A 25,089-nucleotide genomic window follows, 5' to 3' on the forward strand; every position below is an offset into this window, starting at 1 on the left:
TGAACTGAAATGAGTACTCAAGTTAAAAAGCAGCACCGTATGCTCAAGGTCAGCATCCTGCGCTACAACCCGGCTGACCCCAAGAGCGTCCCGCACATGCAGACCTACGAGATCGAAGAAAGCGACTCGATGACGCTCTACATTCTGCTGAACGAACTGCGTGACACGCAGGATCCGTCTCTGCAGTTTGACTTCGTCTGCCGCGCCGGTATCTGCGGTTCCTGCGCCATGATGATCAACGGTAAGCCCGGCCTTGCCTGCCGTACGCTCACCCGTGACCTTCCCACGGAATTCACGCTTGCTCCGTTGCCTGCGTTCGAACTGATCGGTGACCTCTCGGTCAATACCGGTAAGTGGATGCGCAACATGAGCGAACGCATGGAAACGTGGGTTCACATGAAGACCGAAGAGATCAATCTCTGCAAGAAGGAAGAACCGATGGATCCGCAGCTTGCGGAAGACATCTACCTTCTGGACCGTTGCGTGGAATGCGGCTGCTGTATCGCCGGTTGCGGTACGGTCCGCATCCGCCCGGACTTCGCCGGCGGCGTCGCGATCAACAAGATCGCCCGCTTCCGTCTGGATCCGCGCGACACCCGTAACGACGCCGATTTCTACGATGTGATCGGTGATGATTCCGGTGTGTTCGGCTGCATGTCGCTCTTGGCCTGCCACGACTTCTGCCCGAAGGATCTGCCGCTGAAGACCCAGATCGCGTTCATCCGCCGCAAGATGGCTGAACAGGGTATCAAGAACTACGACAAGGTCACGCCCACACCGCAGAAGAAGATCTACATCAAGCGTCTGCACTAAGACTGTCTGATGTGATCCGTATCTGACGGATAAGCCCGCTTCTGATTTCGTTCGGAAGCGGGTTTTTCGTGCCCTGCCTGATGTAAAAACCGAAGCGCTTTTGCATGAGTTTTGAGCAAAAGCATTGTCATCGTATTGTCGTGTAACTGTGTGTTGCGCGATAATTCACACAACTTTTCGGCATAAACCAGGCCGATCAGTCCGATTGCTTAAATTCATGCCTCCGCGATGAAGAAATCCGATACCGCAGTCACATTGGTGGTCTACGCAATCACCACATTGTTTTTGGTCATGACGCTTAAGCTTCCCCCGGAAGCGCAGACCTATCCCCTGGCGCTACTCACAGCGCTCTACGTGTTAAATACCCTCTACATTCTTTCAGCGTATCTGAAGTGGCGCGTTGAGCGGAAGATGCACGACGATTTGGCCGAGCACTTCAAAGGCTTTTTGCCGAAGCAGTTCATCGGGGTCATCATCGGCATCATCGTCTACATGGTGCTTCTGGTCACTGCGGGCTACTACATCGCAACGATTGCGTATCTTGCGGGGGCTCTTCTTTTTCTCAAAGTCAAAAAGCAGTGGATTGTGCTCGTGATCGCGGTGCTTCTCGCGGTGATCTACCCGGTCTTTACGCTCTTTCTCAAAGTGCCTCTTCCCAAAGGCATGCTTTTTTCCTGATTCGTGCCGGAGGAAATGACAAATGCTTGAGACACTGAGTCTGATGGGGGCGGGGTTTGTAAACGCACTTTCCCCGATCAATATCGCCGCCATGTTTTTGTCGACGGCCCTGGGCGTCACGATCGGCTGCCTGCCAGGGCTTTCGGCCGCCATGGGCGTGGCGCTTTTGCTCCCGATTACCTTCGGCATGCCCCCGGCAACGGGCCTCATTGTTTTGGGGGGCATCTACTGCGGCGCCATTTTCGGGGGCTCCATTTCAGCGATTTTGATTCATACGCCGGGCACGCCCGCTTCTGCCGCAACCGCAATTGAGGGCTATCAGCTCACACTGAAGGGGCAGGCGGCAAAAGCGTTGACGGTTGCTTGCGTCGCGAGTTTCTGCGGCGGGCTTTTGTCCTGCATTTCGCTTTACTTCTTTTCGCCGGCACTCGCTCAGCTTGCGATGCAGTTTAAGAGCCCGGAATACTTCTGGCTTTCGCTTTTCGGGCTCACGGTGATTGCGGGTGTGTCCTCGAAGTCACTCTTAAAGGGCCTCATCTCGGGCTTTATGGGGCTTTTGATTTCCACAATCGGCATGGACCCGATGGAAGGCGTTGAGCGCTTCATGTTCGGGCAGAGCACGCTTTATAACGGCGTGAACGTCACCTGTGCTCTGATCGGGCTTTTCTCCATGTCCCAGGTTTTGATTCTTGCGGAAAGCCGGATCGTCGAGCGCGCCAAAGCCAAAGCGATTACCGATAAGTTCCGTCTGACGCGCCCTGAGATGAAGCGCATCACGCCGCCTGTGCTGAGAAGCTGGATTATCGGCAACATCGTGGGGATTCTGCCCGGCGCGGGAGCCACGATTGCCTGCTTTATGGGTTACAACGAAGCCAAGCGCTTCAGTAAACACAAGGAAGAATTCGGTAAAGGGAGCATTGAAGGCGTTGCCGGCAGCGAATCGGCCAACAATGCGGTCACCGGGGGCTCGCTCATTCCGACTTTGACGCTCGGTATTCCCGGTGAGTCGGTGACGGCGGTGCTGATGGGGGGCCTTGTGATTCACGGCCTGCAGCCCGGGCCCGAACTTTTTACAACATACGCGGGCATGACCTACACCTTCTTTGCCGGTTTTGTGATCGTGCAGTTCATGATGCTGGCGATCGGCCTTTTGGGCTGCAAAGGTTTTGCCCAGATTTCGCGCGTCTCTGACGCCATTCTCATTCCGAGCATTGTGGTGCTCTGTGTTGTGGGTTCCTACGCGATTCACAATAACATCGTGGAAGTGGGGATCATGTTGATCTTCGGCGTCCTGGGGTATCTGATGCGTAAGTTTGACTTCAACGCCGCCGCGATGGTCTTGGGGCTCATTCTCGGCCCGATCGGGGAGAGGGGCTTGCGTCGGTCGCTGATGCTCTCGGACGGCGATCCGTCGGTGCTCTTTTCGACACCCTTGTGCTGGATGCTGATTGCGCTTTGCGTGATCGGTATTCTCTCGCCCCTTTTCATGAACCGCTGGGAAAAGCGGATGACGGAGCAGCAGTAGTGTTCATCAACCGGTGCCTTGGTTAATGGGGCATCGGTTTTTTATTTTCGGCGGTGCCGGTCACAGGAACCGAACATGTGCCGCAACAACCAAAGGAGACAGTAACGTGAAGAAGTTTTTGATCGCAACGGCAGTTCTCGGCGCTCTGGCCGCGGGCACAACGGCCTGGGCCTGGCAGCCCGACGGTGACGTCACGGTGATTGTGGCTTATAAGGCGGGTTCGGGCACCGACACCGGTGCGCGGCTTCTTTCCATGGAAGCCGAAAAGTATGTCGGCAAGACCCTCATCATCAATAACCTGCCGGGCGCTGACGGCAAGATCGGCTGGACGGAACTGGTGCGTGCCAAACCCGACGGCCGTACGATCGGCTTTATTAACCTTCCGACCTTTACGACGCTTGCGGCCCAGCCCGGTGCGCCCTTTAAGGTGAGCCAGATCACGCCGATCGCGAACCACCTCACCGAAACGAGCGTTGTGGTTGTGAAGGCGGACAGCCCCTGGAAGGACATCAAGAGCCTTGTGGCCGCGATGAAGGAAAAGGGAAATCTGCGCGCGTCAACGAACGGCGTGAAGGCCTCCAACCACACGGCCGCGCAGTTGTTCGCGAAGAGTGCCGGAGCCAAATATAAGGCCATCCCCTACGGCGGCACGGCCGATCAGCTTCTGGCACTGCGCCAGGGCGAAGTGCACTTTACCTGCGCGAAGGTTGCTGACGTTGCAAAACTCGTGACCGGTGCCAAGCCCGAGCTGCGCGTTCTGGCTGTTTTCGATAAGAAGCGTCTTGCTGAATTCCCGGATGTTCCGACGTTGGGCGAAGTGGGGCTCTATCCCGAATGGTACGGCTCTGCGCGCGCCGTGGTGGCCCCGGCGGGCACCCCAAAGGAAGTGATGGACTTCTATGCTGAGGCGTTTGCCAAGACCATGAAGGATCCGGAAGTCATTGAAGCCCACAAGAAGGCGGGGCTTAACCTTGACTACAAGGACGCTAAGGAACTCGGTGACCTCATCAAGGCCCAGGAAGTCTTTGCCAAGGATGTGGTGAACAAGCTCTACTAAACCACAACCGGTAGCGTTTTTACTAAACACCCCGCGCTTGAATGCGCGGGGTTTCCTGACACGGTGCAGGCTTTCCCGTAACAGGCAAGGTTTTTGAGGCCTTGTCTGCCCGGGCGTCCCCTGCACCACAGGAACATTTAAAACGCAACCGCTCTACGGGTACGGGCTTCATCAGCTCGATCCGTCGGTTCCGGCGAAGGACTGCTTCGTCTTGCCGATTCGCTGGTTTGTACTGCACTATCGGTCCGGCGTTCCCTGAGACTTGTTTGAGCCTCGCAAGCGCTGATTGCTCAGCCTTCAGATCGTAGCTGTCAGTGGCGGGATCCGCAAAATACAGGTTCATGGCGGCCGCAAGGTCGCGGTCCATGTACCAGTCCGTGTCTCCCAACTGATGACTTCTCTCCCAAAGAGCCTTCTTACGGTACGTTCCCGTTTCGGGATCGTGCTGACTCGGGCGCAGTTTTGCGGGGACTGACTTTCACCACACAACAGCCGGCGCTTTCAGCCTTACTTGTCATCCGGGTTATCAATCCTGCAATACCGCTTTTGCCCAAACTCTTGCCGTATCCGGCTCTCTGAAATGCTTTGTATGAGTTCTTCTCCACAATGACGGTGCCGGCCCTGCCGAACACCTGGTTAATCACTTCGCCGTGCAGGCAACGGCGGGTTTGCGCCTGACGGCGGTACAGATCCGCAAGTTTTGCCTTTGTTGCCTTATAGGTCTTGGATTCCTTCCAGACAATCTTTTTTCCGGCGGCTTTAACGGTGCCGTCCGCGTTGTAGCACTCCCGATTCGTGTCTCTGCGGGAGCGGTCCATGGCACGTAAAAGACGCGCAATCTCCTTTTCCTGAGAGACAGTGCCCGCGCTCACCAAAATCTTTTGCTGCCACTCGGGGCTGTAAAAAATCATGGTCCTCGGGTCCGGGTCAACAGCCACCTTGAGATCCTTGGGAGCATAAACGTGCTTGACGGGCGGTACGCCTTCGACAATGAGCTGAACAAAGTAGCGAATACGGCCGCGGATCATCCGCTGGACAAGACGGCAGTATTTGACACGCTTAAAGCCGGACGGATCTGTTGCTGAAAGAAGAGCTTCTTTCTGCCAGGCAGCCGGCGCTCAATGTCCTGCCAGGCACGTGTGGCAATTTTCTGCGCTTCGTTGATGCCGATGCGCTTTGTAAAGCCGCCCTTGGCACGATGCTCTTTCACGACATCATGCAGGGCATACTCGGAAAGGCGGGAGGACTTCTGAATTTCCTTAAGCCGCTTGTTGCGGTCTTTTCCCTTGGGCATCGCGGCCGTGAGCTTTCATGCTTCAGTGCTTTTCTTGGCGCGCACGCGTTTCTTTGCCGTTCCAAGAACAGCATTGAAGAGCTGGCGTGCATCGGAGAAGTAGGTCTCCAGCGCACTTTCCTGATCCTCTCCGGTTTTCAGGCCCAGCTCGATGACAAAGGACGGTGTGCGCGATTTCATAGCGGCTGAATATACCTTAAGCGAAAACTATGTACATGGTTTGGCTGCGTTTGCTCCAAGATTAAATAATTTCGAAAGCCCGCATTTCTCCCGGGGCTCAAGCCCCGGGAGAAATGCGGGAAATTCTGTGAAAGGCTCTGACGGAAAACCGCCGGAGCTTTTTTGGGCGGCGGGTTTTAAACAATCGCTGAGTCTTGACGAAAATCAAAAGCCGTAAAAATCATTGCATTTTTGAGGTTGAGCCGTAAAGACTCGGTGAAAGCCAGTAAAAAAATCCATGAAATCAGACGACTGAAACGGCCGGACTGAAAGTTATAAAAATAAGCCATTATGCTTATGGTGTTTTACCGAGGTTCTAATACCTAATTTGAGTAAAAACGACTTGCACCAATACAAAAAATAGGGTGTAGTATGTGGCTCGAAAGGAAGGGATAGGCTGTTTTGCTTAGGTGTAAGACAGCAATTCTTCCGGCGTGACGGTCCGTCCGGACCACGGGCAGGGGAGGTCGAAACCCCGGCACGCAGACGGACTGAAGCATTTTTAACGGGCAGAGGGCGTGTTTTTGAAGCGCTTTGTCCTGAACGAAAGAGGAGCTGTAAAAGATGTCTCGTATTGAAAACGATTTTCTGGGCGATTTGGAAGTACCTGATGATTGCTACTACGGCGTGCAGACGCTGCGCGGCAAGCAGAACTTCCACATCACGGAAATGCCGATGAGCCAGGAACCCTTCTTTGTCATCGCCTTCGGCTATGTCAAGAAGGCTGCCGCCATGGCCAACAAGGAACTCGGCACGATTCCGGCTGATGTCGCCGACGCTCTCATCTGGGCGTGCGATCAGCTGATCGCCGGCAAGTACCGTGATCAGTTTGTGACCGACTGGCTCCAGGGCGGTGCCGGTACGTCCACGAACATGAACTGCAACGAAGTGATCTGCAACCTCGCTGCTGAAAAGCTGGGTTCCGTCAAGGGCGACTACAAGCGCGTTTCCCCGAACGACCACGCCAACTTCGGTCAGTCCACCAACGACACGTATCCGACGGCTCTGCACCTTGCGCTGATGCTCCGGAGCAACGTGCTTCTGAAGTCTGTTGAAGACCTCGTTGCCGCCTTCTACAAGAAGAGCGAAGAATTCAAGGGTGTTCTGAAGATGGGCCGCACCCACCTGCAGGACGCTGTTCCGATGACCCTCGGCCAGGAATTCCACGGCTGGGGCTTCACGATCGCCGATGAAATCAAGACGATCCGCGAAGCGCAGGAACACCTGAAGGTCATCAACCTCGGCGCCACCGCCATCGGTACGACCGTGACGGCACATCCGGACTATCCGGCTCTGGCTTCGAAGTACCTCGCTCAGCTCACCGGCATCGACTTCAAGAACAGCGAAGACCTCATCGCCGCCACGAGCGACTGCGGTGCCTACGTTGCGATTTCTTCCGCGATGAAGAGCCTCGCCATCAAGCTCACGAAGGTCTGCAACGACCTGCGTCTTCTCGCCTCCGGCCCCCGCTGCGGTCTTGCTGAAATCAATCTGCCGCAGCTGCAGCCCGGTTCCTCCATCATGCCGGGTAAGGTCAACCCCGTGATCCCCGAAGTCACCAACCAGGCTTCGTTCCTCGCGATCGGTCTTGACCAGACGGTGATGCTTGCCGCGTCGGCCGGCCAGCTCGAACTGAACGTTATGGAACCCGTGATCACGTTTGCTCTGTTCACCGGCCTGCGCGTTCTCTCCAACGCCTGCAACACGCTGCGCACGAAGTGCATTGACGGTGTGACCGCCAACGCCAAGCGCACCGAAGCAATGGTGATGAACTCCTGCGGTATCGTCACGCTTCTGAAACCCCACCTCGGCTACAAGACCTGCGCCGCCATGGCTCACGAATGCTATGAAACCGGCAAGTCGCTGCACCAGGTTGTGGTGGAAGAACGCAAGATGCTCACTCAGGAAGAGTGGGACAAGACGTTCAACCTGCAGAACCTTATTGCACCGAAGTTTGTGCAGTAATTGAAAGGGCGTGAAAACGCCTGTATAAAAAGCGCGCTCTGTTTTGAAGGCAGAGATGAAACGGAGGGCGGGCCTGTAGGGTCACCCTCCGTGCTGAAGTTTAAAGCCCCGTTCCCCGGGTGTGAGGACTTCAGACAATCTCAAGTACGGTTCCTTTCCTTTTTCCGCACTGTCAAAGCTTTCCGGAGCAGAGCAGCCGATAAACACCAAACCTCCACCTGAGGAGATATCATGGACTTAATGGTCATCCTTCAAATTATTGTGCTTCTGGGCGCAATCTATATCGGTGTGCGCCTCGGCGGCATCGGTATCGGTTATGCCGGCGGCGCCGGCGTCCTGGTCCTCGGTCTGTGCCTCGGCATGAAGCCGGGTAACATTCCCTGGGACGTGATTCTGATCATCGCATCGGTGATCGCAGCCATCTCCGCCATGCAGCTTGCGGGCGGCCTTGACTACCTCGTTCAGATTGCCGAACGGATCCTGCGCAGCAATCCTAAGTACATCAACTACCTCGCCCCGATCGTCACCTATGTTCTGACGATCTTCGCCGGTACCGGCCACACCGCCTTCTCGATGATTCCGGTTATCGTTGAAGTCGCCAAGGGCCAGAAGATCCGCCCGGTCGTTCCGCTTTCGATCGCCGTGGTTTCTTCCCAGATCGCTATTACGGCGTCTCCGGTTTCCGCAGCCGTCATCTACATGTCCGGCGTTCTCGAAGGCTTCGGCTGGTCTTATCCGGCTCTCTTGGGGATCTGGATTGTGACGACCTTCATCGGCTGCATGATCACGTCCTTCGTGATGACGCTTTGCTCCAACATGGACCTCGACAGCGACCCGGTTTACAAGGATCGTCTCGCCAAGGGGCTCGTGAAGGCTGTTTCTGATGAAACCAAGACTCAACTCAAGCCCTACGCCAAGCGCTCCGTTCTCATCTTCCTGATCGGCGTTGTCTGCGTGGTTCTGTATGCCTCCGCGATTTCTCCGGCCGTGGGCCTCATCAAGCCCGTCGTCGTGCCGCGTGACGCAGCCATCATGAGCCTGATGCTCTTGGTCGGCACCCTGATCACGGTTCTGTGCAAGATCGAAATCGGTAAGATCGCTGACTGCTCCGTCTTCAAGAGCGGTATGGTTGCCTGCGTGTGCGTGCTGGGCGTTGCCTGGCTCGGTGACACGTTCGTTTCCGGCCACATCAACGAGATCAAGACGCTTGCTGCTTCCACGGTGACCGCTTACCCGGCTCTGCTTGCAGTCGTGTTCTTCATCGCCGCTATGCTCCTGTACTCTCAGGCTGCTACGGCTAAGGCCATCACCCCGGCTATCGTGGCGGCTCTCGGCATCACCGCCGCCAACCCCGGTGACAGCTACATGCTCGTTGCCTGCTTCGCCGCCGTGTCTGCCCTCTTTGTTCTGCCGACCTACCCGACGCTTCTGGGCGCCGTCCAGATGGACGACACCGGTACGACCCGCATCGGTAAGTGGGTGTTCAACCACGCCTTCTTCATGCCGGGGCTCCTCGCCATCGTCTTCAGCGTGGCTCTGGGCTTTGTGGCTGCGAAGATGTTCTAAGGTTTGAGACATCGTTTCGAATCTGCCTGGTTTAACGCCGGGCAGTGACGGAATCTAAGCCTCGGGCAGAATCTGTGGGTCCACGGATTCTGCCTTTCTTATTTTCGGCACCCGAAAAAATTCCCCGAGCGTTTGTATCGAGACGCTTCCGCCTGTTTGTCCGTGTGTTCTGCACGGCTACAATTCCGACACGTGTTTTGCATGCCGCCCGTTTGCGGCTTTCTGCGTTTTTGACGAGGACAGGCTCCCCTCATGACGGAAATTCTTCAAAGTATTCTGATTTACGCGGTGCCCGCGATTCTCGCAATTACCCTGCACGAGGCCGCGCACGGCTTTGTCGCCAAACGTTTGGGCGACAACACGGCCTGGATTCTCGGCCGCGTCACGATGAATCCCCTCAAGCACATTGATCCCGTGGGAACGATCCTTGTGCCGGGGCTTTTGCTCGTGGGCTCCATGATTGCCGGGGGCGCCGGTTTTCTCTTCGGGTGGGCAAAACCCGTCCCCGTGAATTTCAGCAGGCTGTATAACCCCAAGCGCGACATGATCTGGGTGTCGCTTGCAGGTCCCGGGATGAACATTGCGCAGATGTTCTGCTGGCTCATTGTTTTAAAGATCATTGTGCTGGGTGAGCCTTCCGGCATGATCGGGCAGACGGCCGTTGATATCTGTCTTGCCGGTGTTTCGGTCAATATGATTTTGGCGGCCTTTAATCTCCTTCCGATTCTGCCGATGGACGGCGGACGGGTACTTGCGGGGCTTTTGCCCTGGCGGCAGGCCGTCGCATATTCACGCCTTGAACCCTACGGGCTTCTCATTGTGATCATTTTGCTTGCCACCGGGATTCTTAACTATTTTCTGAGGCCCTTTATGCAGTTGGCGCAGACGTTCGTCGAATGGACCGTGATGCTTTAAGGAGCCCGTGACGATGCCCGTTGATATTTCGGTCGCCTCGGACCCGGCAAGCGCCTGGCTGATGCGCTTTGCCGGGCTCATAAAGCCCGAGGGCCGCGTGCTGGAGATTGCCTGCGGCAACGGCCGCAACACACGGTTTTTAAAGCTCTGTGGGTTCCACGTCACGGCAGTGGATGTGAACGTGCCCGCCGCGCACTTTCCGGCGGGCGTGGACTTCCGGCAGCTCGACCTTGAGCAGGAGGACTGGCCCCTGACGGGCCTTGCGTTTGACGCTGTGGTGGGGATTAACTACCTGTGGCGTGCGCACTGGGCGTCGCTTTGGAATAACCTCAGCGAGGGCGGTCTGTTTATTTATGAGACCTTTACCGGGCATCAGTTCAGGCGGGTTGGAAAACCGAGAAGCGCCGAACACCTCCTCGGGCCCAATGAACTCTTAAACCTCTGCCGCACCCGCGGCGAAGTGGTGGCCTATGAAGAGGGGCTCACGGACGCCGCGATGTCGCTTGCGCGCATCGTGGTGCGAAAGGGCAGGGGTGAGATGCCGGAAAGCCGCCTATATTGCCCGAGATAACGAATTCTGATTTGAGTGGTTGTTTTAAACACGATGACAACGAATGCGATGCGCCCGGCAGTAAACGACGGGCTTGATGCGTGGCTTACCTACGCCGAACACTTAAACGAAAAGCCCATTGACATGGGGCTCACACGCATGAAGGCCATGATTGAGCGGCTGGGCATTGCCTTCACCTGTCCGGTCTTTACCGTTGCGGGCACAAACGGCAAGGGCAGCACCTGCGCGATGCTCGAAAGCATTCTGCGTAACGCCGGCAACAAAGTTTGCATGCACACGTCGCCGCACCTGTTGCGCTTTAACGAGCGCGCGTTGATTGACGGCAAAGAAGCCGAAGACGCGGCGATTGTTGAGGCGCTTTCCGCGGTCGATGCCGCAAGAGGCGACATGTCGCTCACGTACTTCGAGATGACAGGGCTCGCGGTACTCCTGCTGTTCATGAAGGCAAAACCGGATGCCGTGATTCTTGAGATCGGTTTGGGCGGCAGGCTTGATGCCATGAACGCGATTGATACGTCCTGCGGCATTGTCTGCGCGATCGGCATTGACCACGTGGCGTTTTTGGGCAACACCCGGGAAAAGATTGCCTACGAAAAGTCCTGCATTTACCGTCAGGGGCGGCCCGCCGTTGTGACGGACCGGGATGTCCCGGCGACCCTTATTGACAACGCCCGTGCGATCGGCGCGGAACTTAACTGCTACGGGCGGGACTTTGAAACCAAGGTCAATGCCGACGGCACCTTTGACTTCTCGGTAAAGGGGCAAACGCTCTGGCAGAAGCTTCCGCATCCCGCGCTTGCCGGTGACAACCAGATCATGAATGCCGCGGGCGTTCTGGCGGCCTTGTACCTTATGCGCGACAAACTGCCTGTAACGGAAGAAGCGGTCCGCAAGGGGTTGACGACCGTACGTATCACCGGGCGCTTTGAGACGGTGCAAAAAGGCGGGGAGGTTGAGCCCGAGATCATTTTTGACGTGGGGCACAACCCGCAGGCAGCGGCGTCACTCGCGGCAAACCTGAAACGCACGCGTGAGCCGGGGCGCAAAACCTTTGCGGTTTTGGGGATGCTTGCGGACAAAGATATGACGGGCGTGATCCGCACCGTGAGCCCTGAGGTCGATCACTGGTTTGTGACGGGCCTCGGGACAGCACGCGGGGCGTCTTTGGAGGTTCTGAAGAAGTCGCTCATGGAAGCGGGCCTGACCGCCGCCGACATCACAGAGTGCGCGAGCCCCGCTGCGGCGTTGTCTGAAGCCCGAAAAGCGGCCATGACCTGCGGTCATCCTGTTAGAATCATCGGATTCGGTTCTTTTGTCACGGTGTCGGCTCTGATTGAAGCGCTTCGCAGTGACAAAAAGACGCTTGCGGTCTGGCCGTAAGCGTTTAACAGGGACGGCGCACCTTTTTCCATGATCGACAAATTTCAAAAGCTTTTCGGCCCCAATCCGCCGCGCGGCTCTGAAGCCGAGCCTCAGAGCGCCGGCGTGGAGCCGCTGCAGTTTGCCGATGCGCTAGGAGACGAAGCGCAGAAAAAGCGTATGCAGCGTATCAGAAACAAACGCCGCATTTTGGGGTTTGCCGCTTTTGTGCTTGCTTTTCTGATTGCCGCGCCCACGTTTTTTGAGCCCGACAATACCTACGCCGACCGTACTGCCAAAACGCTTATTCCGCCCCTGGAAGACGTGAAGCCCGCGGCGGTTGTGAAAATCAGTCAGACCGAAGAAGCCGCAAAGAATTTGCGGGAGCCTCCGGCTTCGCAGTCCGCGGTGGATTCCGCGGCGAAGTCGCTTTCGCGTGCCAACCCCGTGACGGCTTCCGCAAGCCTCGCGGCGGGCTCGGAAACACCTGCATCCGCGGCGAAAAACGACGAGAAGCCCGTGCGTAAGGCGGGGGTTGTGAGCGAGGAGAAGCCCCGTGAGGCGGCTGCCAAAAAGACGGAACCCGTAAAGACCGCCAAGGCAGCCGACGCAAAGCCCGCGCAGAGCGCAAAGGCCGCAAAGCCCGCAAAGCCCGCGGCCGGCAAAAAGACGGTTGCCGGTCCCTACGGGATTACGGCCTCGGAGACCGGCCGCTACTACATTCAGATTATCGCGACCGCAAACCAGAAGTCTGCGCTTGAGAAGGTGAAGTACCTCAAGCGCCTGGGGCTGCCTGCCTACGCCGAAACCGTGAAGCGCCGCAATTCCGATCTCTGGCGCGTGAGGGTGGGGCGTTTTGAAACGCTTGATGACGCCAAGGCCGCGCGCGACCTTCTGGCTCTTAACAGTGAATCCCACGGCGGCATCAGTCAGCTGCCCGCTAAGAAGTAAACGAACGCCATGAATGAAGCTGATTTTGTGATCTGTGCCGTGCTCCTTGTGTCCACCGTGGTGGGCGTTAGCCGCGGCGTGGTGCGCGAGATTCTCGCCATCGTCGGCTGGGCCGTGGCGATTTTTCTAGCGTTGAATTATTCGCCGGAATTGGCGCGCGTGATTCCTCTGGAAAGTCTCGGCACGGCTGTGAGAACGGCCTGCGCCGCGGTCATCATCGTGGTGCTCACGCTTTTTACCTGCGGGCTTTTCGGGAAAATCTGCTCAAGGCTTCTGGCGGCTGCGGAAATCACCTTTGAAGACCGCGCGATCGGTTCGGTGTTTGGCTTTGCAAGGGGCGTCGTTGTCGTGTGCCTGGCGGTGTTTCTTCTGGGGATGACCTCGGCCGTGAGAACCGGCCAGTGGCGCAATTCCGTGTTGATCGTTCCCTGCGAGCGCATCATCGACTTTACGATGCCCTATATGCCTGAAACCATCGTTGAGATGCGCAAGCGCTACAGTGTGCGTTAACATTTCGTCATAGAATTCCGAAACTTTTGCTTCAGAGAGGCTGAGCCCCTGAGGCACCTCCTTCTTTTTTCTTCACATAACCCGGGAAAACTCAACATGTGCGGTGTTGTCGGCTTGGTCAGTAAGGAACCTGTTAACCAGCGTCTCTATGATGCGCTGCTGCTTTTGCAGCACCGCGGTCAGGATGCCGCGGGGATCGGTACGTTGGACGGCCTCACGTTTCACTCGTATAAGGCGATGGGCCTGGTGCGCGACGTCTTCCGCACCCGCAACATGAGGGATCTCACCGGCAACATCGGTATCGGTCACGTCCGTTATCCCACGCAGGGCTGCGCCAGTTCCAATCAGGAAAGCCAGCCCTTTTATGTGAATGCCCCCTACGGCATCATGTTTGCCCATAACGGCAACCTCACCAACGCCGAAGAAGTGAAGGACAACCTCTGGAACGTTGATCGCCGTCACATCAACACCACCAGCGACTCCGAAGTCCTTTTAAACGTCCTTGCCGACGAACTCTCGCAGGCCGTCAAGCCCGGTGAGAAGTTTTCTCCTGAAGCCGCCTTTGAAGCCGTCAAGGGCGTGCACCGCCGGGTGAAGGGCTCTTATGCGGTCGTCGCCTTGATTGCCGGCAAGGGCCTTTTGGCATTCCGTGATCCGCACGGCATCCGGCCGCTTTGCTTCGGTACGCGCGTAAACGCCGACGGCAGCAAGGATTACCTCGTGAGCTCCGAGTCCGTGACGATGGTGGGCCTTGAATTTCAGTTTGAACGCGATGTGGCCCCGGGTGAAGCGGTCTTTATCAGCCAGGACGGCGAATTTTCCTGCGCGCAGTGCGCGGAGCACCCGACGCTTAATCCCTGCGCCTTTGAGTTCGTTTACTTTGCCCGTCCCGACAGCGTGATTGACGGGATCAGCGTCTACGGCGCGCGCCTGCGTTTGGGTGAGTACCTCGCCAACGAAGTGGCTTCCCACATCAACTTGTCAGAAATCGACTGCGTGATGCCGATTCCGGACTCAAGCCGCCCGGCGGCGCAGCAGCTCGCGCAAAAGCTCAACATCCCGTACCGCGAAGGGTTCATCAAGAACCGCTACATCGGCCGCACCTTCATCATGCCGGGGCAGACCACCCGCAAAAAGAGCGTGCGTCAGAAGTTAAACGCGATGCCCGTGGAGTTTGAAGGGAAGAACATTCTTTTGGTCGACGACTCCATCGTGCGCGGCACGACGATGGAGCAGATTGTCCGCATGGCCCGTGAGTCTGGCGCGAAGAAAGTGTACGTGGCGTCTTCTGCGCCGCGCGTGATGTACCCGAACGTCTACGGGATTGACATGCCCACGCGCGCAGAATTGATCTGCGGCCACGGGGAGAGCGCCGAAGAGGTCGCCAAACGGATCGGCGCCGACGCCGTCGTGTATCAGACCGTAGAGGGCTTAAAGGATGCGTTGACGGACCTCAATCCCAGGGTCGAGCAGTTTGACTGCTCCTGCTTTGACGGCGTGTACGTCACGGGCGATATTACGAAGGAATACCTCGATAAGCTCGAAGCCGACCGCATGAAGCCCAAGGCGCCCGCAGCCGCTGACGATGAATAACTGAGTTTACGGGTTGACGAAGCGGGGTTTCCGGTGAAGGGAGATCGCGCTTTTTTAATGAATCGATACGCATGATGCAGTCCTCGCAGATGCCTTACCGCACGGTGCTATCCGCCTGCGCCGCTTTTTTTGCCGGTCCCGGGATTTTCTACGGGATGCTCACCTCCCGCATGCCCGCCTTAAAGGCGCAGGCCGGTGTTAGCGAGGGCGAGATCGGGGTGCTCCTTCTCTCGCTCGGCCTTTCGGCCTTCGTGATGCTTTTAATGAGCAGCCTGCTGGTGACGAAATTCGGCAGCCGCCGGGTGCTGGGCTGGGGAAGCCTCGTCTGTATGGCGGGGATTCCGGTTGCTGCGTTTGCCGCGGACTTTTGGGTACTGTGGGGCGCTTTTATTCTCTTCGGGTTCGGCATGGGCCTCTGGGACGTTTCGATGAACGTGCAGGGGATGGGCGTTGAGCGGCGCTACGGCAAATCCTCGATGCTGATACTGCACGCAAGCTACAGTACGGGAAGCGTGATCGGTGCGGCCTCCGGCGCCTTTTTTGCGGCGGCGGAGCTTGCCGTCGTCCCTCATTTTCTCACCGTGTTTGTGGTGTACCTTGCGGTACGGGCCTGGGCCAAAACAAAGCTCTATGAGGATCAGCCCGCAGGCGGCGCCGCAAAGAAAAGCGGCTCGATTTTCGGGCTGCCGCTCATCGTTTACGTGTTTGGCCTGATGGCTGCGTGCGCCTACGCCTCTGAAGGGTCGGCGGCGGAGTGGGGAAGTCTCCTGCTGCATTCCGTCAAGGGCGCGGACGAAGACATCGCGGCCTTGGCCTTTGCCGCGTTTTCCAGTGCCACGGTTGCCTGCCGCCTGTCGGGGGAACCTGTGCGTCAGAAGCTGGGGGATTTCCGGATGGCGTTTTTCGGGTCGCTCATTGCCACGTTTGCCGCGGCCGTCGTGCATTTCACGGAAAGCCCCTATTTGTGCCTTGCGGCGTATGCGCTTTTAGGCGCCGGATTGTCTCCGATTGTGCCGCTTTTGTTCAGCCGCGCGGGAAGTTTGTCTTCGGTGTCGCCGGCGGCCGCAAGTGCTTTGATTTCGGTGCTTGCCTACGGCGGGATGCTGATGGTGCCCCCGACCCTGGGGATTCTTGCCGAAGACTATGGGCTTAACAATGCGCTTCTTTTGGTGCCATTTTTGTGCGGGCTCATTGCCTTGGGAAGCCTCGTGCTTCGGATCCGGTAGGTGATGGACGGATCAGAGCAAACGCCGCCTGCGGCTTCCTTTTCATCGGCCCCGCGCTTTTTTACGGGACCCTGATGGCGCGGATGCCGGCACTGAAGGCGTGGGCCGCTCTCTCAGAGTCTGAGATCGGGCGGCTTCTTTTGGCGCCCGGCATCTCTGCCGTTCTGATGATTGCGGCATCGTCCCGGCTTGTGGCGCGTTTCGGCAGCCGCCGGATTCTTGCGGCGGGTGTTCTTTCGGCTGCCGCCGGTCTGGTGACGGCAGCCGGTGCCGCCGATTGTTGCTGCCTTGCTGCGGCCTTCGTGCTCTTTGGGCTCGGTGAGGGGCTTTGGGACGTGGCGGTGAACGTGCAGGCCATGAGCGGTCAAAGGCGATGGAATCTGCGCGTCATACTCATCATGCACGCGCTTTATAAGTGCCGGAAGTGTGATCGGTGCCGCCCGGACTTTACGGACTTTGTGCTTTTGGTGCTTACGCCGGGCTCATTGACGATGCAGCTGCGCATGCGGCAGAAGAGGGGGCCGAAAGACGTTTCAAGCTTGCGCCGGTTGTCTGGATCTTCGGGCTCATGGCGGTCTGCGCTTATGCAGCGGAAGGTGCATCGGCCGAGTGGGGGCGCCTTACTTCTGATGACAAAAGGTGCCGGGTTGGATGCGGCGGCACCGGCCTTTGCCGCCTTTGCGGCCGCTGCCGCGTTGTCTGCCGTCTCGTCGGCGAGCTCCTGCGGCGGCGCCTCACAGAGGGTGTGCTGATGACGGGCGGCAGTCTCACTGCGGCGGCCGCGGGCTTGATGCTCTGTTTTTGTGAAAATCCAGTTTTCTGCCTGGCGGCTTTTGCACTTCCGGGGGCCGGGCTTTCGCCTGTTGTACCGCTTCTTTTCAGCCGCGCCGGACGTCTTGACGGCGTCAGTTCTGCTGCGGCGACCTCGCTGATTTCCGTGCTTGCGTACGGAGGGCTGTTGGTGGTGCCGCCCGTGATCGGCCTCATTGCGGAGCAGGCAGGACTTGAAGCGGCGTTACTGACGGTGCCGGTTCTTTGTGCAGCGGTAGTTGCCGGAAGTTTGCTCTTCAGGCAAAAATAAAGCCGCAGGAAAGCGGTCTTTCCGTGCGGCTTCGGGCATTTCAGTCAGAAATTACTTCTTCGCAGGCTTCTTTGTGTCGGTCTTGGCTTCTGCTGCCGGTTTGGCCGGAAGCTTTTCAATGCCGTCAATACGCATCACAAAGTGCGCGGACTTACGGGGTTCGGCCGTGTTGAGTTCGAGCATTTCGATTTCGTCCCCCACCTGCCAGCCCACGTTATTGAGGTCGCTTGCCTGGGGTTGGGCGGTCTTCACGTCCGTGGCTTTGCCTGTATGGTCAAAGGTCTTTAATACCGTGAGCGTGTAGCGGCAGGCGTTGTCCGGACAGGGTTTGCCGGTGCCTTCTTTGAGTGTCTTCCAGTAGGTGGTGCCGTTTTTGGACCACGTTTTGTCGGTATCGAGTTTGGCTGCCAACTCGCGGTTAAACTCATCCTCTTCCGCAGCCTTTTGCTGCAGCACTTCAAGCCCGCGGTAAATCTGCTGCTTCGGGCCGGAGTAAACGCAGGTCAGCCCCGCCTGATTCATCGCGACGGTGTATCGGAGATCACACCAGGCCGCGGCAAAGTCGACGGTCAACTGTTCGTTTTTCCAGTCTTCGGGTGCAAAGTAGATGGAGTCGCCCTTGGTGCAGCCTGCGGCTTCGGCGTAATTGCGCACGACGCAGAGCTTTTCAGAAATGGGCGCGGGTTTGACGGTTTGTTCGTCAGAGCCGCAGCCCGTGAGAGTCAGGGTGCCGATAACGGCAACGGCAATGCCCTCAGCCGGAATGAAACGCGTGAACATAAGAAAATGAATTCTTGGGTTTATGGAGCTTTAGCCGCGGATTTATAGCACGGTAGGGGCGAATCGGGGAGAGGGGATGCGTAATTTCGCTGCGGCCTTTTGCCTTTTCTTTTGAAAGAATCATGCGGCAGGTGAATTTTGGGGGCGGCAGAGGGGGGCTTTTTTGAAAAACGGACTACGGAAATTAGTGGGTGTGTACCCGTCACCTGTAATTTGAAATTCTGAGCTGTCACTACACACCTAATTTCATAAAGTTTTCGGACGAGAAAAATTCAAAAGTGTTGGAAGAAAGCAACAGTATTTAAAGAAAAAAAAGCCGAAAACGGCCGAAACGCATTAGGGAATACCCCTCCCCCTGATACAAATCCGTTGAATTTTTTATCCTGCGTTTGTACCTGCGTACAAAGGCAGGTGTGTACCCGGAAGTTTCGGGTACGACAAAAACGAAAAATTTTGGCTCTTCGTGCATAGTTGTGGGTAAAAAAATCAAGCAACTACACTGGAAGGCTGTTGTTTAGCGGGCTTTCCGGAGACAGCATGGTTTGGCAAAGGGATCACCAAATTTGAGCAGCATAAAAGCACCATTGCCTTGAGATTTTCAACATTACGAAACCCGTAGGCTTTCCGAATAATCAGCTTGATATTGTTGTTGACGGCTTCGACGCGTGCATTGCTCATTTTTAGCGTGATGCTGTTGAGTATGTTTTGTTCGTGGCGGCGTATCTTGGCGGCCAAATTTTTAAGCTCATCAATACGGCTGTGCCTTGCCCTGTAATACCAACTTTTGAGCTCCTGGGAAGCCTGTTGCGGATCAGTCATTTTCAGGATTAAACGCAGGGCCTCCTTGCTGGTGTAACAGCGGAACAGTACTTTGCTTGTCCGTGCAATCAGCTCCACTTTATGCCTCTGGTTTTCCGTCAGGTTCTCAGGGGCCTTGCCGAGGGCATACAGTGCAGATTTGATTTCATCTGCGGTCTGTTTGGCCTGATTGAACTCTTCCCTTGTTTTATCGTCAGCCTTCGGCCTGCCGCGTTTCTTTTTGAGTTGCTTGCTGATTTGCCTGACCTCCTTGGCTGCCTCGCGCCACTCCTTTTTGCGGACAGTATCGACAGCTTCGTTAGCCCACTGAACGACATGGAAATGATCCACGCAACGCTGGCAATGAGGGACAAACTCCCGGATGCAATCATCGATCCAGCGGGCACCATCGCCGGTGATAATTTTGATGCCGGCGCGTTGCTCCGGGGTCAGCAACTTAAAGAACTCTGAGAGGACTGCTTTGCCGTGACCTTTGGACACCCAGACAACGGTATTGGTGTCGTGATTGACGATAACGGTGATGTAGCTGTGTCCCTTACGGTAGCTGGTTTCATCAATGCCGATGGCTCTCAGATTATCGAAGCGCGCCGAGCTGTCAGGTTCTAGAAAGTCTTTGGTCCTTTCAACGCAGCGACCTACTGTTTTCCAGTCGATGCGCATGAACTTACATACGATGCTGCGGGGCAGACTGCGGGCCAGCCAGGCCACCGTCAGATCAAAGTCTTTGGTGAAGCGCGAGCCATGGAAGGCCCACGGCACGGCGGCGGTTACGACGCCGTGTTTGGGGCAGCAAATACGGTAGCTCTCAGCCTGCAGATAGACACGAATGCCGTTTAAATCACCAGCGCGCCAAAGGCGAACCTGATCGTTTCGAGCAGAGTCGTACCTGGGGCTCTTCCTGTTGCAGTGCGGGCACCGGCAACGGTATCCCCGGGTGGCGTGAACCTGGACCACTGCAGATTTTGTACCGTCAGTTTCGTGAAAGAATTCAATGTCCTCGATGACGGTGCCTTTGACATTGAGAAGATGCTTGAATAAAGTGGTGTCCCGAGCCATTCCGGTCCTTATTTTGTGAGTGTCGACAGCCACAACTTTAAAGACTGTGAATGGCTTTTTTGTTAATGAAATCTGAAGAAAGGCCGGCAGTCGTGCTGCTCGCCCTGCCTATTCGGCGGCCGTTACGGAGAGAGCCCCCGGTACTCGCTACGCTGCATACCTGCGCGCGGCCTGCGGCCGTGCTCGGTATTTCGCTACGCGATTACCGGGGGCTCTCTCCGTATTTGTTAACAGGCTCTCTTTGACCAAAATCGGGGGACGAACTACCCACACATATGCCAGAAGAATCAAAATTTTTCGGAGTTTTTTTATGTTGAGTCCATTACGCTGGGGACAAAAGAATACAAGGATAAGTATCAGGCTACTTCGGCTGAAAAGCTCGCAAGCGGTTCTCTGACCACGACCGGTCACGGTCAGGTGGATGTGGCCGCGCAAGCCGTTGCTGAAGTGAAGAAGGATGTGACGGTTGCTGCCGGCACGACCTTTGACAAGACCAATAGCGGTGCCTTTACGGTTCTCGGCACGCTCAAGACCGAAGCGGCTGTTAAGGACGGTGTTGATGCCGGTGCCTTCAATGTGAATGGCGGTTCCGTTGCCGTTAATACGGTTGCCAACGCCGGTACGACAACTGTCGCCTCGGGCGCTACCTTCAGCGTGACCGGTACCGGTTCTACCAACAGCGGTGCTATTTCTCTGCAGTCCGGCGCAAAGTTTGAAGTGCAAGCCGGTGCTGATCTGACCAATACCGGTGCTATTGCCGGTGCTAAGAGCGAGGCCGGTGCCTACACCTCTGTCGGCGACGTCAAAGTTGCCGGTAAGCTCGTTAACGGCGACAAAGGTCTGATTAAGACCGCAACGCTCACCGTTAACGACGGCGGCTATGTCAGCACGAAGATGACCGATGCGTCGTATGCCGTTGGTACGACTACAGTGAATAAGGGCGGTACCTTTAATCTCACCAAGCTCAATTCTCACTTGGATGAAACGGTTGACGGTGCGTTTGACCAGCTGCTTTTGGCGGGTGGCAATATGACCCTTGCAGGCGGTGCCCTGACGGTTGCTGACAAGGCCTTTACGGGTAATGTTAAGCTCGAAGGGGCTCAGCTGACGATCTCGGCCGGCGAATATGCGGCTAATACGTTCACTACGCTGCAGAACTCCACTCTGAGCGTTAGCGGCGGTCAGTACACCATCAAGACGCTGAATGCCAATGACGGTGCGATCAACGTCGCAGGCACCGGTAAGCTCGTCATCGATACCAAACTGTCGACGAATAGTGGTTCTCAGTTCAAGATCGAAAATGGCGGTACGGTTGAAACTACTGCGGCTGCTCTTGGGCTCAAGATCGGTGCATCGGGTGCGACCTTCGATTCGGGTTCTACCTATTATTCCGGTTCCATCACCAACAACGGCGAATTGGTTCTTTCGGATCTGACCGGTATTACCACGACGATGGATGTAGTTGCTGACATTAAGAGCAAAATTCAGAAGGCCAACGGCAGCAACGGTCTCCTGAATCTCGGTGCGCTGACCATTTCTAATGCAGTTACAGACGGCAAAGTTAAGTTCAGCGATGTGACCACCAAATTGGCAGGTATTGCCAGCGATGCGCTCAGCCAGGCTACTGTTACCGGTGTGACCGCAGCTGGCTTCACGACCCCCGGTTCCTACGGCAAGCTGGAGACTGCGGCGAACGTCAATGCCGCCAAGGTTTCCGGCGCAGCTCTGACACTTAACGGTACCGGCGACCTCGTCACGTCTGTGAGCGGTTCCGAGACGACTGTTAAGGGTATTATTCTTGCCTCCGGCGGTTCTCTCACGACCACGGGTTCTGCCAACGGCGGTGCAAAGATTGGTGCAGTTCTGAAGGAAACTGGTGCTAGCGGCACCGCCCTCACTGTTGCTGATAACGGTGTTCTGACAGTTTCCCAGACTTTGGGTAGTACTGATCTTCAGGCGAATACACTCGTCGATGTAGACACTCTGACCATTGGTAAGGGCGCTCAGCTTACCGCCGGCATTACGAAGGCTGCGGTTGCTGCTTCCGGTCAAACGGCTGCAACTCCGGCGACCTATGGTGATATTAAGGCTGCTACTCTGAACGTTGACGGCAAGCTTGATGCTTCCAACAGCACGGTGACCGTGACTTCCGCCGCACAATTCACGGGTGACGTTGCTTCTACGGTCAAGACTCTGATCATCGACAATGCAACTGTCAGTGTCGGCTCGAATACTGCTGCAGGTAAGCTGGTCGTTAACAGTGTTTCCGGCAATGGTAAGATCTTCGCGGATCCTGCCTTCGTGGACGGTGTTTCTCAGTCGCACAGCACGGTAGCTGTTGGAACGGTTTCTTCTGGCAGCACCGTTGTTGCAGGTCAGAACTCTGTTGTCGCTGTCGGCTTTAAGGACACCGCAGCAGCTGATGCAGCGTTTGCCAAGACCGGCTTTGTGCTTGGTGACACGACAGCTGAAAACGCGCCTGCCAATGCCGTGAACTCTGTCCTCTATGTTCAGGGTACAAAGGATGCCAACGGCGCCCATGTCTCTGCTACCGGTAAGTTCGCTGCGACTAATGAAACTGGGTCCACTACGTACTCCGGATCGGGTGTTGAGATCAAAGCTGGTTCTCTGCTCGTCGTTGATGCATCTACAGTTGATGCAACCTACGGCAATAAAGAAGTGTTCAGCGGCGCTGTGACCGTTGAGAAGGGTGCTAAGGTTTACTTGGCCAACGTTGTTAACGGCAACACGATCAAGCTTGGTACAGACGCGCAGTTTAACGGTGATCTGCACTTTGAAGGTGATCTGCTTCTCAATGAACAGATGTCCGGTCCGACGGTGACCATTAAGTCGGCTGATCTGAAGACGCTCAAGAGCGAATTCGGTGACGTGGCCGGTATTGATGCGGCCTGGGGTATGTTTGACGAAGGTGCCAACCTCAATAACAACTCCAAGTCTGCTGCGTTCAATAAGTGGCTGTACACAAGCACGAGCTCTGCCGGTGTTGTGTCTGCCGATGCAAACGGTGATCGAATTGTCGATACGGTTCGCTTGAACAAGATCGCTGCCGATGTTGCCTCTCTCGGCGCCACGACCGGTGTTCAGACGATGACGATGGACGCTGTGAACCAGATGGGTGAAACGGTTGCTGATCGTGTTTCGCTCCTCACCCAGCGTGCTGCCGGTGTGAACGTCTGGGCTGCCGCCAACGGCGGTATGTTCGAAGCCAAGTCGCTCTTTGACGGCGCAGGCTACGAAAGCGACATCTACTCCGGTGTTCTCGGTGTTGACTACCAGTTCGCCTGCAACGCCGTTTTGGGCGCCGCTCTGACGATCGGTACGGCCGACACGGACAACAAGAACTCCGGCGTGAAGGCGAGCACGGATTCCGACTTGGTCGGCTTCTCCGTCTACGCCAGCAAGACCTTTGCAGACGTTCTCGGTGTGTCCGCTGACATCGGTTATCTGACCGCTTCCAACGACGTGACCGCCAACGGTTACGGCCAGAGCTGGAAGTTCAGCCAGGATACCGACGCTTTCACGATCGGGCTGCGTACCGAAGTCCTCGCGGAAGTCGGCGCTGTGAAGTTGGTGCCCCATATCGGCATCCGCTACACGGCTCTCTCGACCGACGGCTTTGAAGCCGGTTACAAGACCGAAATCGACGATCAGAACATCTTCCAGATGCCGGTTGGTGTCACCGTCTCCGGTGACTTCCAGACGGGCGACTGGACGATTGCTCCGAAGTTCGATCTCTCGGTTGTCCCGACCTTCGGCGACAAGGATGCTGACCTCAAACTCGGCATCACCGGTGTGAAGGCCACTGACGACCTCGCGGTCCGTGTGATTGACTCCAACCCGGTTCAGGCAACGCTCGGTGTTAACGCCACCAACGGCGCCTGGGGCTTTGGTCTCAACTACAAGCTTGGTGTCGGCAGCGACGACCGTATGAACAACACGTTCAACGTCAACGTCCGCTACGCGTTCTAACCGAACGGGCAATAAACCTCAGTTGTGAAAACAGCTGAGACGGCACCGCCTAAAGCGGTAACGCCACGGCGGTGCCGAAAAGCTTTACCGCTGCCTCAGAAGTTTCAGCAAAGGCTTCCGGGGCAGCCTTCCGGTTTTGCTTGAGCCGGTTCGGTCGTGCTGAGTGCTGATGCGGTCAGTGCGGCTGCAAAACTCCATGTCAGGCATTTTGTAAGCCCGTTTCTCTGTTTGTAGTGGAAACGGGCTCTTTTTGATTCTTCGGGCATATGTGTGGGTAGTTCGTCCCCCGATTTTGGTCAAAGAGAGCCTGTTAACAAATACGGAGAGAGCCCCCGGTAATCGCGTAGCGAAATACCGAGCACGGCCGCAGGCCGCGCGCAGGTATGCAGCGTAGCGAGTACCGGGGGCTCTCTCCGTAACGGCCGCCGAATAGGCAGGGCGAGCAGCACGACTGCCGGCCTTTCTTCAGATTTCATTAACAAAAAAGCCATTCACAGTCTTTAAAGTTGTGGCTGTCGACACTCACAAAATAAGGACCGGAATGGCTCGGGACACCACTTTATTCAAGCATCTTCTCAATGTCAAAGGCACCGTCATCGAGGACATTGAATTCTTTCACGAAACTGACGGTACAAAATCTGCAGTGGTCCAGGTTCACGCCACCCGGGGATACCGTTGCCGGTGCCCGCACTGCAACAGGAAGAGCCCCAGGTACGACTCTGCTCGAAACGATCAGGTTCGCCTTTGGCGCGCTGGTGATTTAAACGGCATTCGTGTCTATCTGCAGGCTGAGAGCTACCGTATTTGCTGCCCCAAACACGGCGTCGTAACCGCCGCCGTGCCGTGGGCCTTCCATGGCTCGCGCTTCACCAAAGACTTTGATCTGACGGTGGCCTGGCTGGCCCGCAGTCTGCCCCGCAGCATCGTATGTAAGTTCATGCGCATCGACTGGAAAACAGTAGGTCGCTGCGTTGAAAGGACCAANTTACCCACAACTATGCACGAAGAGCCAGTTATTTCCCTTAAATTCCTTAACGTAGTCGGCCTTTTTCGTCCGTATATTCGCTGAGGGTTTACCCGTCGCGCCTCCCACCGCACGGCGGGCAACACATACGCCAAGT

General features: G+C 56.5%; 23 protein-coding genes. 17 read left to right on the forward strand and 6 right to left on the reverse strand.

The window, feature by feature from the left end:
* The first annotated feature begins 9 nt into the window (after nucleotides 1–9).
* The 4 genes from BQ7486_RS10875 (at nucleotide 10) to BQ7486_RS10890 (ending at nucleotide 4,073) form a co-directional block, all read left to right on the forward strand.
* Complete coding sequence (locus BQ7486_RS10875; RefSeq protein ID WP_022373943.1) at nucleotides 10–813, forward strand: fumarate reductase iron-sulfur subunit; 804 nt, start codon at nucleotides 10–12, stop codon at nucleotides 811–813.
* Nucleotides 814–1,041: 228 nt separating this feature from the next.
* A complete protein-coding gene (locus tag BQ7486_RS10880; RefSeq protein WP_074010012.1) occupies nucleotides 1,042–1,491 on the forward strand; it encodes a tripartite tricarboxylate transporter TctB family protein in 450 nt (149 codons plus the stop codon).
* A 22-nt stretch (nucleotides 1,492–1,513) separates the two neighbouring features.
* On the forward strand, nucleotides 1,514–3,016 hold the full coding sequence (locus BQ7486_RS10885) for a tripartite tricarboxylate transporter permease (protein WP_074010013.1): 1,503 nt from the start codon (nucleotides 1,514–1,516) through the stop codon (nucleotides 3,014–3,016).
* Between the two features lie 106 nt (nucleotides 3,017–3,122).
* On the forward strand, nucleotides 3,123–4,073 hold the full coding sequence (locus BQ7486_RS10890; RefSeq protein ID WP_235836795.1) for a Bug family tripartite tricarboxylate transporter substrate binding protein: 951 nt from the start codon (nucleotides 3,123–3,125) through the stop codon (nucleotides 4,071–4,073).
* Between the two features lie 22 nt (nucleotides 4,074–4,095).
* Here BQ7486_RS10890 and BQ7486_RS10895 read toward each other — a convergent pair whose 3' ends face one another.
* Genes BQ7486_RS10895 through BQ7486_RS11995 form a run of 4 tightly spaced genes read right to left on the reverse strand, consistent with a single transcriptional unit; the run spans nucleotide 4,096 to nucleotide 5,547 of the window.
* On the reverse strand, nucleotides 4,096–4,461 hold the full coding sequence (locus BQ7486_RS10895) for a hypothetical protein (protein ID WP_074010014.1): 366 nt from the start codon (nucleotides 4,459–4,461) through the stop codon (nucleotides 4,096–4,098).
* Between the two features lie 28 nt (nucleotides 4,462–4,489).
* On the reverse strand, nucleotides 4,490–5,101 hold the full coding sequence (locus BQ7486_RS10900) for a hypothetical protein (RefSeq protein WP_074010015.1): 612 nt from the start codon (nucleotides 5,099–5,101) through the stop codon (nucleotides 4,490–4,492).
* The gene (locus tag BQ7486_RS10905) at nucleotides 5,098–5,367 is read right to left on the reverse strand and encodes a hypothetical protein (protein WP_074010016.1); all 270 of its coding nucleotides are present in this window, start codon (nucleotides 5,365–5,367) and stop codon (nucleotides 5,098–5,100) included. Before BQ7486_RS10905 ends, BQ7486_RS10900 begins: the two co-directional genes overlap by 4 nt.
* A 15-nt stretch (nucleotides 5,368–5,382) precedes the next feature.
* On the reverse strand, nucleotides 5,383–5,547 hold the full coding sequence (locus BQ7486_RS11995; protein ID WP_154666326.1) for a hypothetical protein: 165 nt from the start codon (nucleotides 5,545–5,547) through the stop codon (nucleotides 5,383–5,385).
* 603 nt (nucleotides 5,548–6,150) lie between these two features.
* On the opposite strand from BQ7486_RS11995, the gene BQ7486_RS10910 reads away from it, so the two are divergent.
* From BQ7486_RS10910 to BQ7486_RS10960, 11 genes are all read left to right on the forward strand, one after another.
* The gene (locus BQ7486_RS10910; protein WP_022373887.1) at nucleotides 6,151–7,551 is read left to right on the forward strand and encodes an aspartate ammonia-lyase; all 1,401 of its coding nucleotides are present in this window, start codon (nucleotides 6,151–6,153) and stop codon (nucleotides 7,549–7,551) included.
* Nucleotides 7,552–7,782: 231 nt separating this feature from the next.
* Nucleotides 7,783–9,117 carry an anaerobic C4-dicarboxylate transporter gene (locus tag BQ7486_RS10915; RefSeq protein WP_074010017.1) on the forward strand — a complete coding sequence of 445 codons (1,335 nt, stop codon included), beginning with the start codon at nucleotides 7,783–7,785 and terminating at the stop codon, nucleotides 9,115–9,117.
* A gap of 252 nt (nucleotides 9,118–9,369) precedes the next feature.
* Nucleotides 9,370–10,032 (forward strand): site-2 protease family protein, encoded by a 663-nt coding sequence (locus tag BQ7486_RS10920; protein ID WP_022373885.1) that lies wholly within the window; start codon nucleotides 9,370–9,372, stop codon nucleotides 10,030–10,032.
* Between the two features lie 13 nt (nucleotides 10,033–10,045).
* Complete coding sequence (locus BQ7486_RS10925) at nucleotides 10,046–10,603, forward strand: class I SAM-dependent methyltransferase (RefSeq protein ID WP_084765920.1); 558 nt, start codon at nucleotides 10,046–10,048, stop codon at nucleotides 10,601–10,603.
* A gap of 15 nt (nucleotides 10,604–10,618) precedes the next feature.
* Nucleotides 10,619–11,983, forward strand: coding sequence for a bifunctional folylpolyglutamate synthase/dihydrofolate synthase (locus BQ7486_RS10930; protein WP_235836796.1), 1,365 nt, complete (start codon nucleotides 10,619–10,621; stop codon nucleotides 11,981–11,983).
* Between the two features lie 30 nt (nucleotides 11,984–12,013).
* On the forward strand, nucleotides 12,014–12,913 hold the full coding sequence (locus BQ7486_RS10935; RefSeq protein ID WP_074010019.1) for an SPOR domain-containing protein: 900 nt from the start codon (nucleotides 12,014–12,016) through the stop codon (nucleotides 12,911–12,913).
* 9 nt (nucleotides 12,914–12,922) lie between these two features.
* Complete coding sequence (locus BQ7486_RS10940) at nucleotides 12,923–13,423, forward strand: CvpA family protein (RefSeq protein ID WP_022373404.1); 501 nt, start codon at nucleotides 12,923–12,925, stop codon at nucleotides 13,421–13,423.
* A gap of 96 nt (nucleotides 13,424–13,519) precedes the next feature.
* The gene (purF, locus tag BQ7486_RS10945) at nucleotides 13,520–15,016 is read left to right on the forward strand and encodes an amidophosphoribosyltransferase (protein ID WP_074010020.1); all 1,497 of its coding nucleotides are present in this window, start codon (nucleotides 13,520–13,522) and stop codon (nucleotides 15,014–15,016) included.
* Between the two features lie 71 nt (nucleotides 15,017–15,087).
* The gene (locus BQ7486_RS10950; RefSeq protein WP_084765922.1) at nucleotides 15,088–16,242 is read left to right on the forward strand and encodes an MFS transporter; all 1,155 of its coding nucleotides are present in this window, start codon (nucleotides 15,088–15,090) and stop codon (nucleotides 16,240–16,242) included.
* 83 nt (nucleotides 16,243–16,325) lie between these two features.
* Nucleotides 16,326–16,994, forward strand: a complete 669-nt coding sequence (locus BQ7486_RS10955; protein WP_143183153.1) for an MFS transporter — start codon at nucleotides 16,326–16,328, stop codon at nucleotides 16,992–16,994.
* A complete protein-coding gene (locus BQ7486_RS10960; RefSeq protein ID WP_074010022.1) occupies nucleotides 16,994–17,323 on the forward strand; it encodes an MFS transporter in 330 nt (109 codons plus the stop codon). Before BQ7486_RS10955 ends, BQ7486_RS10960 begins: the two co-directional genes overlap by 1 nt.
* 51 nt (nucleotides 17,324–17,374) lie before the next feature.
* On the opposite strand, the gene BQ7486_RS10965 is transcribed toward BQ7486_RS10960, so the two are convergent.
* Together BQ7486_RS10965 and BQ7486_RS10970 are read right to left on the reverse strand one after the other, a co-directional pair.
* A complete protein-coding gene (locus BQ7486_RS10965; protein WP_074010023.1) occupies nucleotides 17,375–18,103 on the reverse strand; it encodes a hypothetical protein in 729 nt (242 codons plus the stop codon).
* 486 nt (nucleotides 18,104–18,589) lie between these two features.
* Complete coding sequence (locus BQ7486_RS10970; protein ID WP_074010126.1) at nucleotides 18,590–19,978, reverse strand: ISL3 family transposase; 1,389 nt, start codon at nucleotides 19,976–19,978, stop codon at nucleotides 18,590–18,592.
* A gap of 423 nt (nucleotides 19,979–20,401) precedes the next feature.
* Between BQ7486_RS10970 and BQ7486_RS10975 the strand changes: the two genes are divergently transcribed.
* Together BQ7486_RS10975 and BQ7486_RS10980 are read left to right on the forward strand one after the other, a co-directional pair.
* Nucleotides 20,402–23,968, forward strand: coding sequence for an autotransporter domain-containing protein (locus tag BQ7486_RS10975; RefSeq protein ID WP_143183154.1), 3,567 nt, complete (start codon nucleotides 20,402–20,404; stop codon nucleotides 23,966–23,968).
* 541 nt (nucleotides 23,969–24,509) lie between these two features.
* A complete protein-coding gene (locus tag BQ7486_RS10980) occupies nucleotides 24,510–25,037 on the forward strand; it encodes a transposase (RefSeq protein ID WP_143183155.1) in 528 nt (175 codons plus the stop codon).
* The last annotated feature ends 52 nt before the right edge of the window (nucleotides 25,038–25,089 follow it).

The organism is Duodenibacillus massiliensis (genome assembly GCF_900128485.1).
Lineage (GTDB): Bacteria > Pseudomonadota > Gammaproteobacteria > Burkholderiales > Burkholderiaceae_F > Duodenibacillus > Duodenibacillus massiliensis.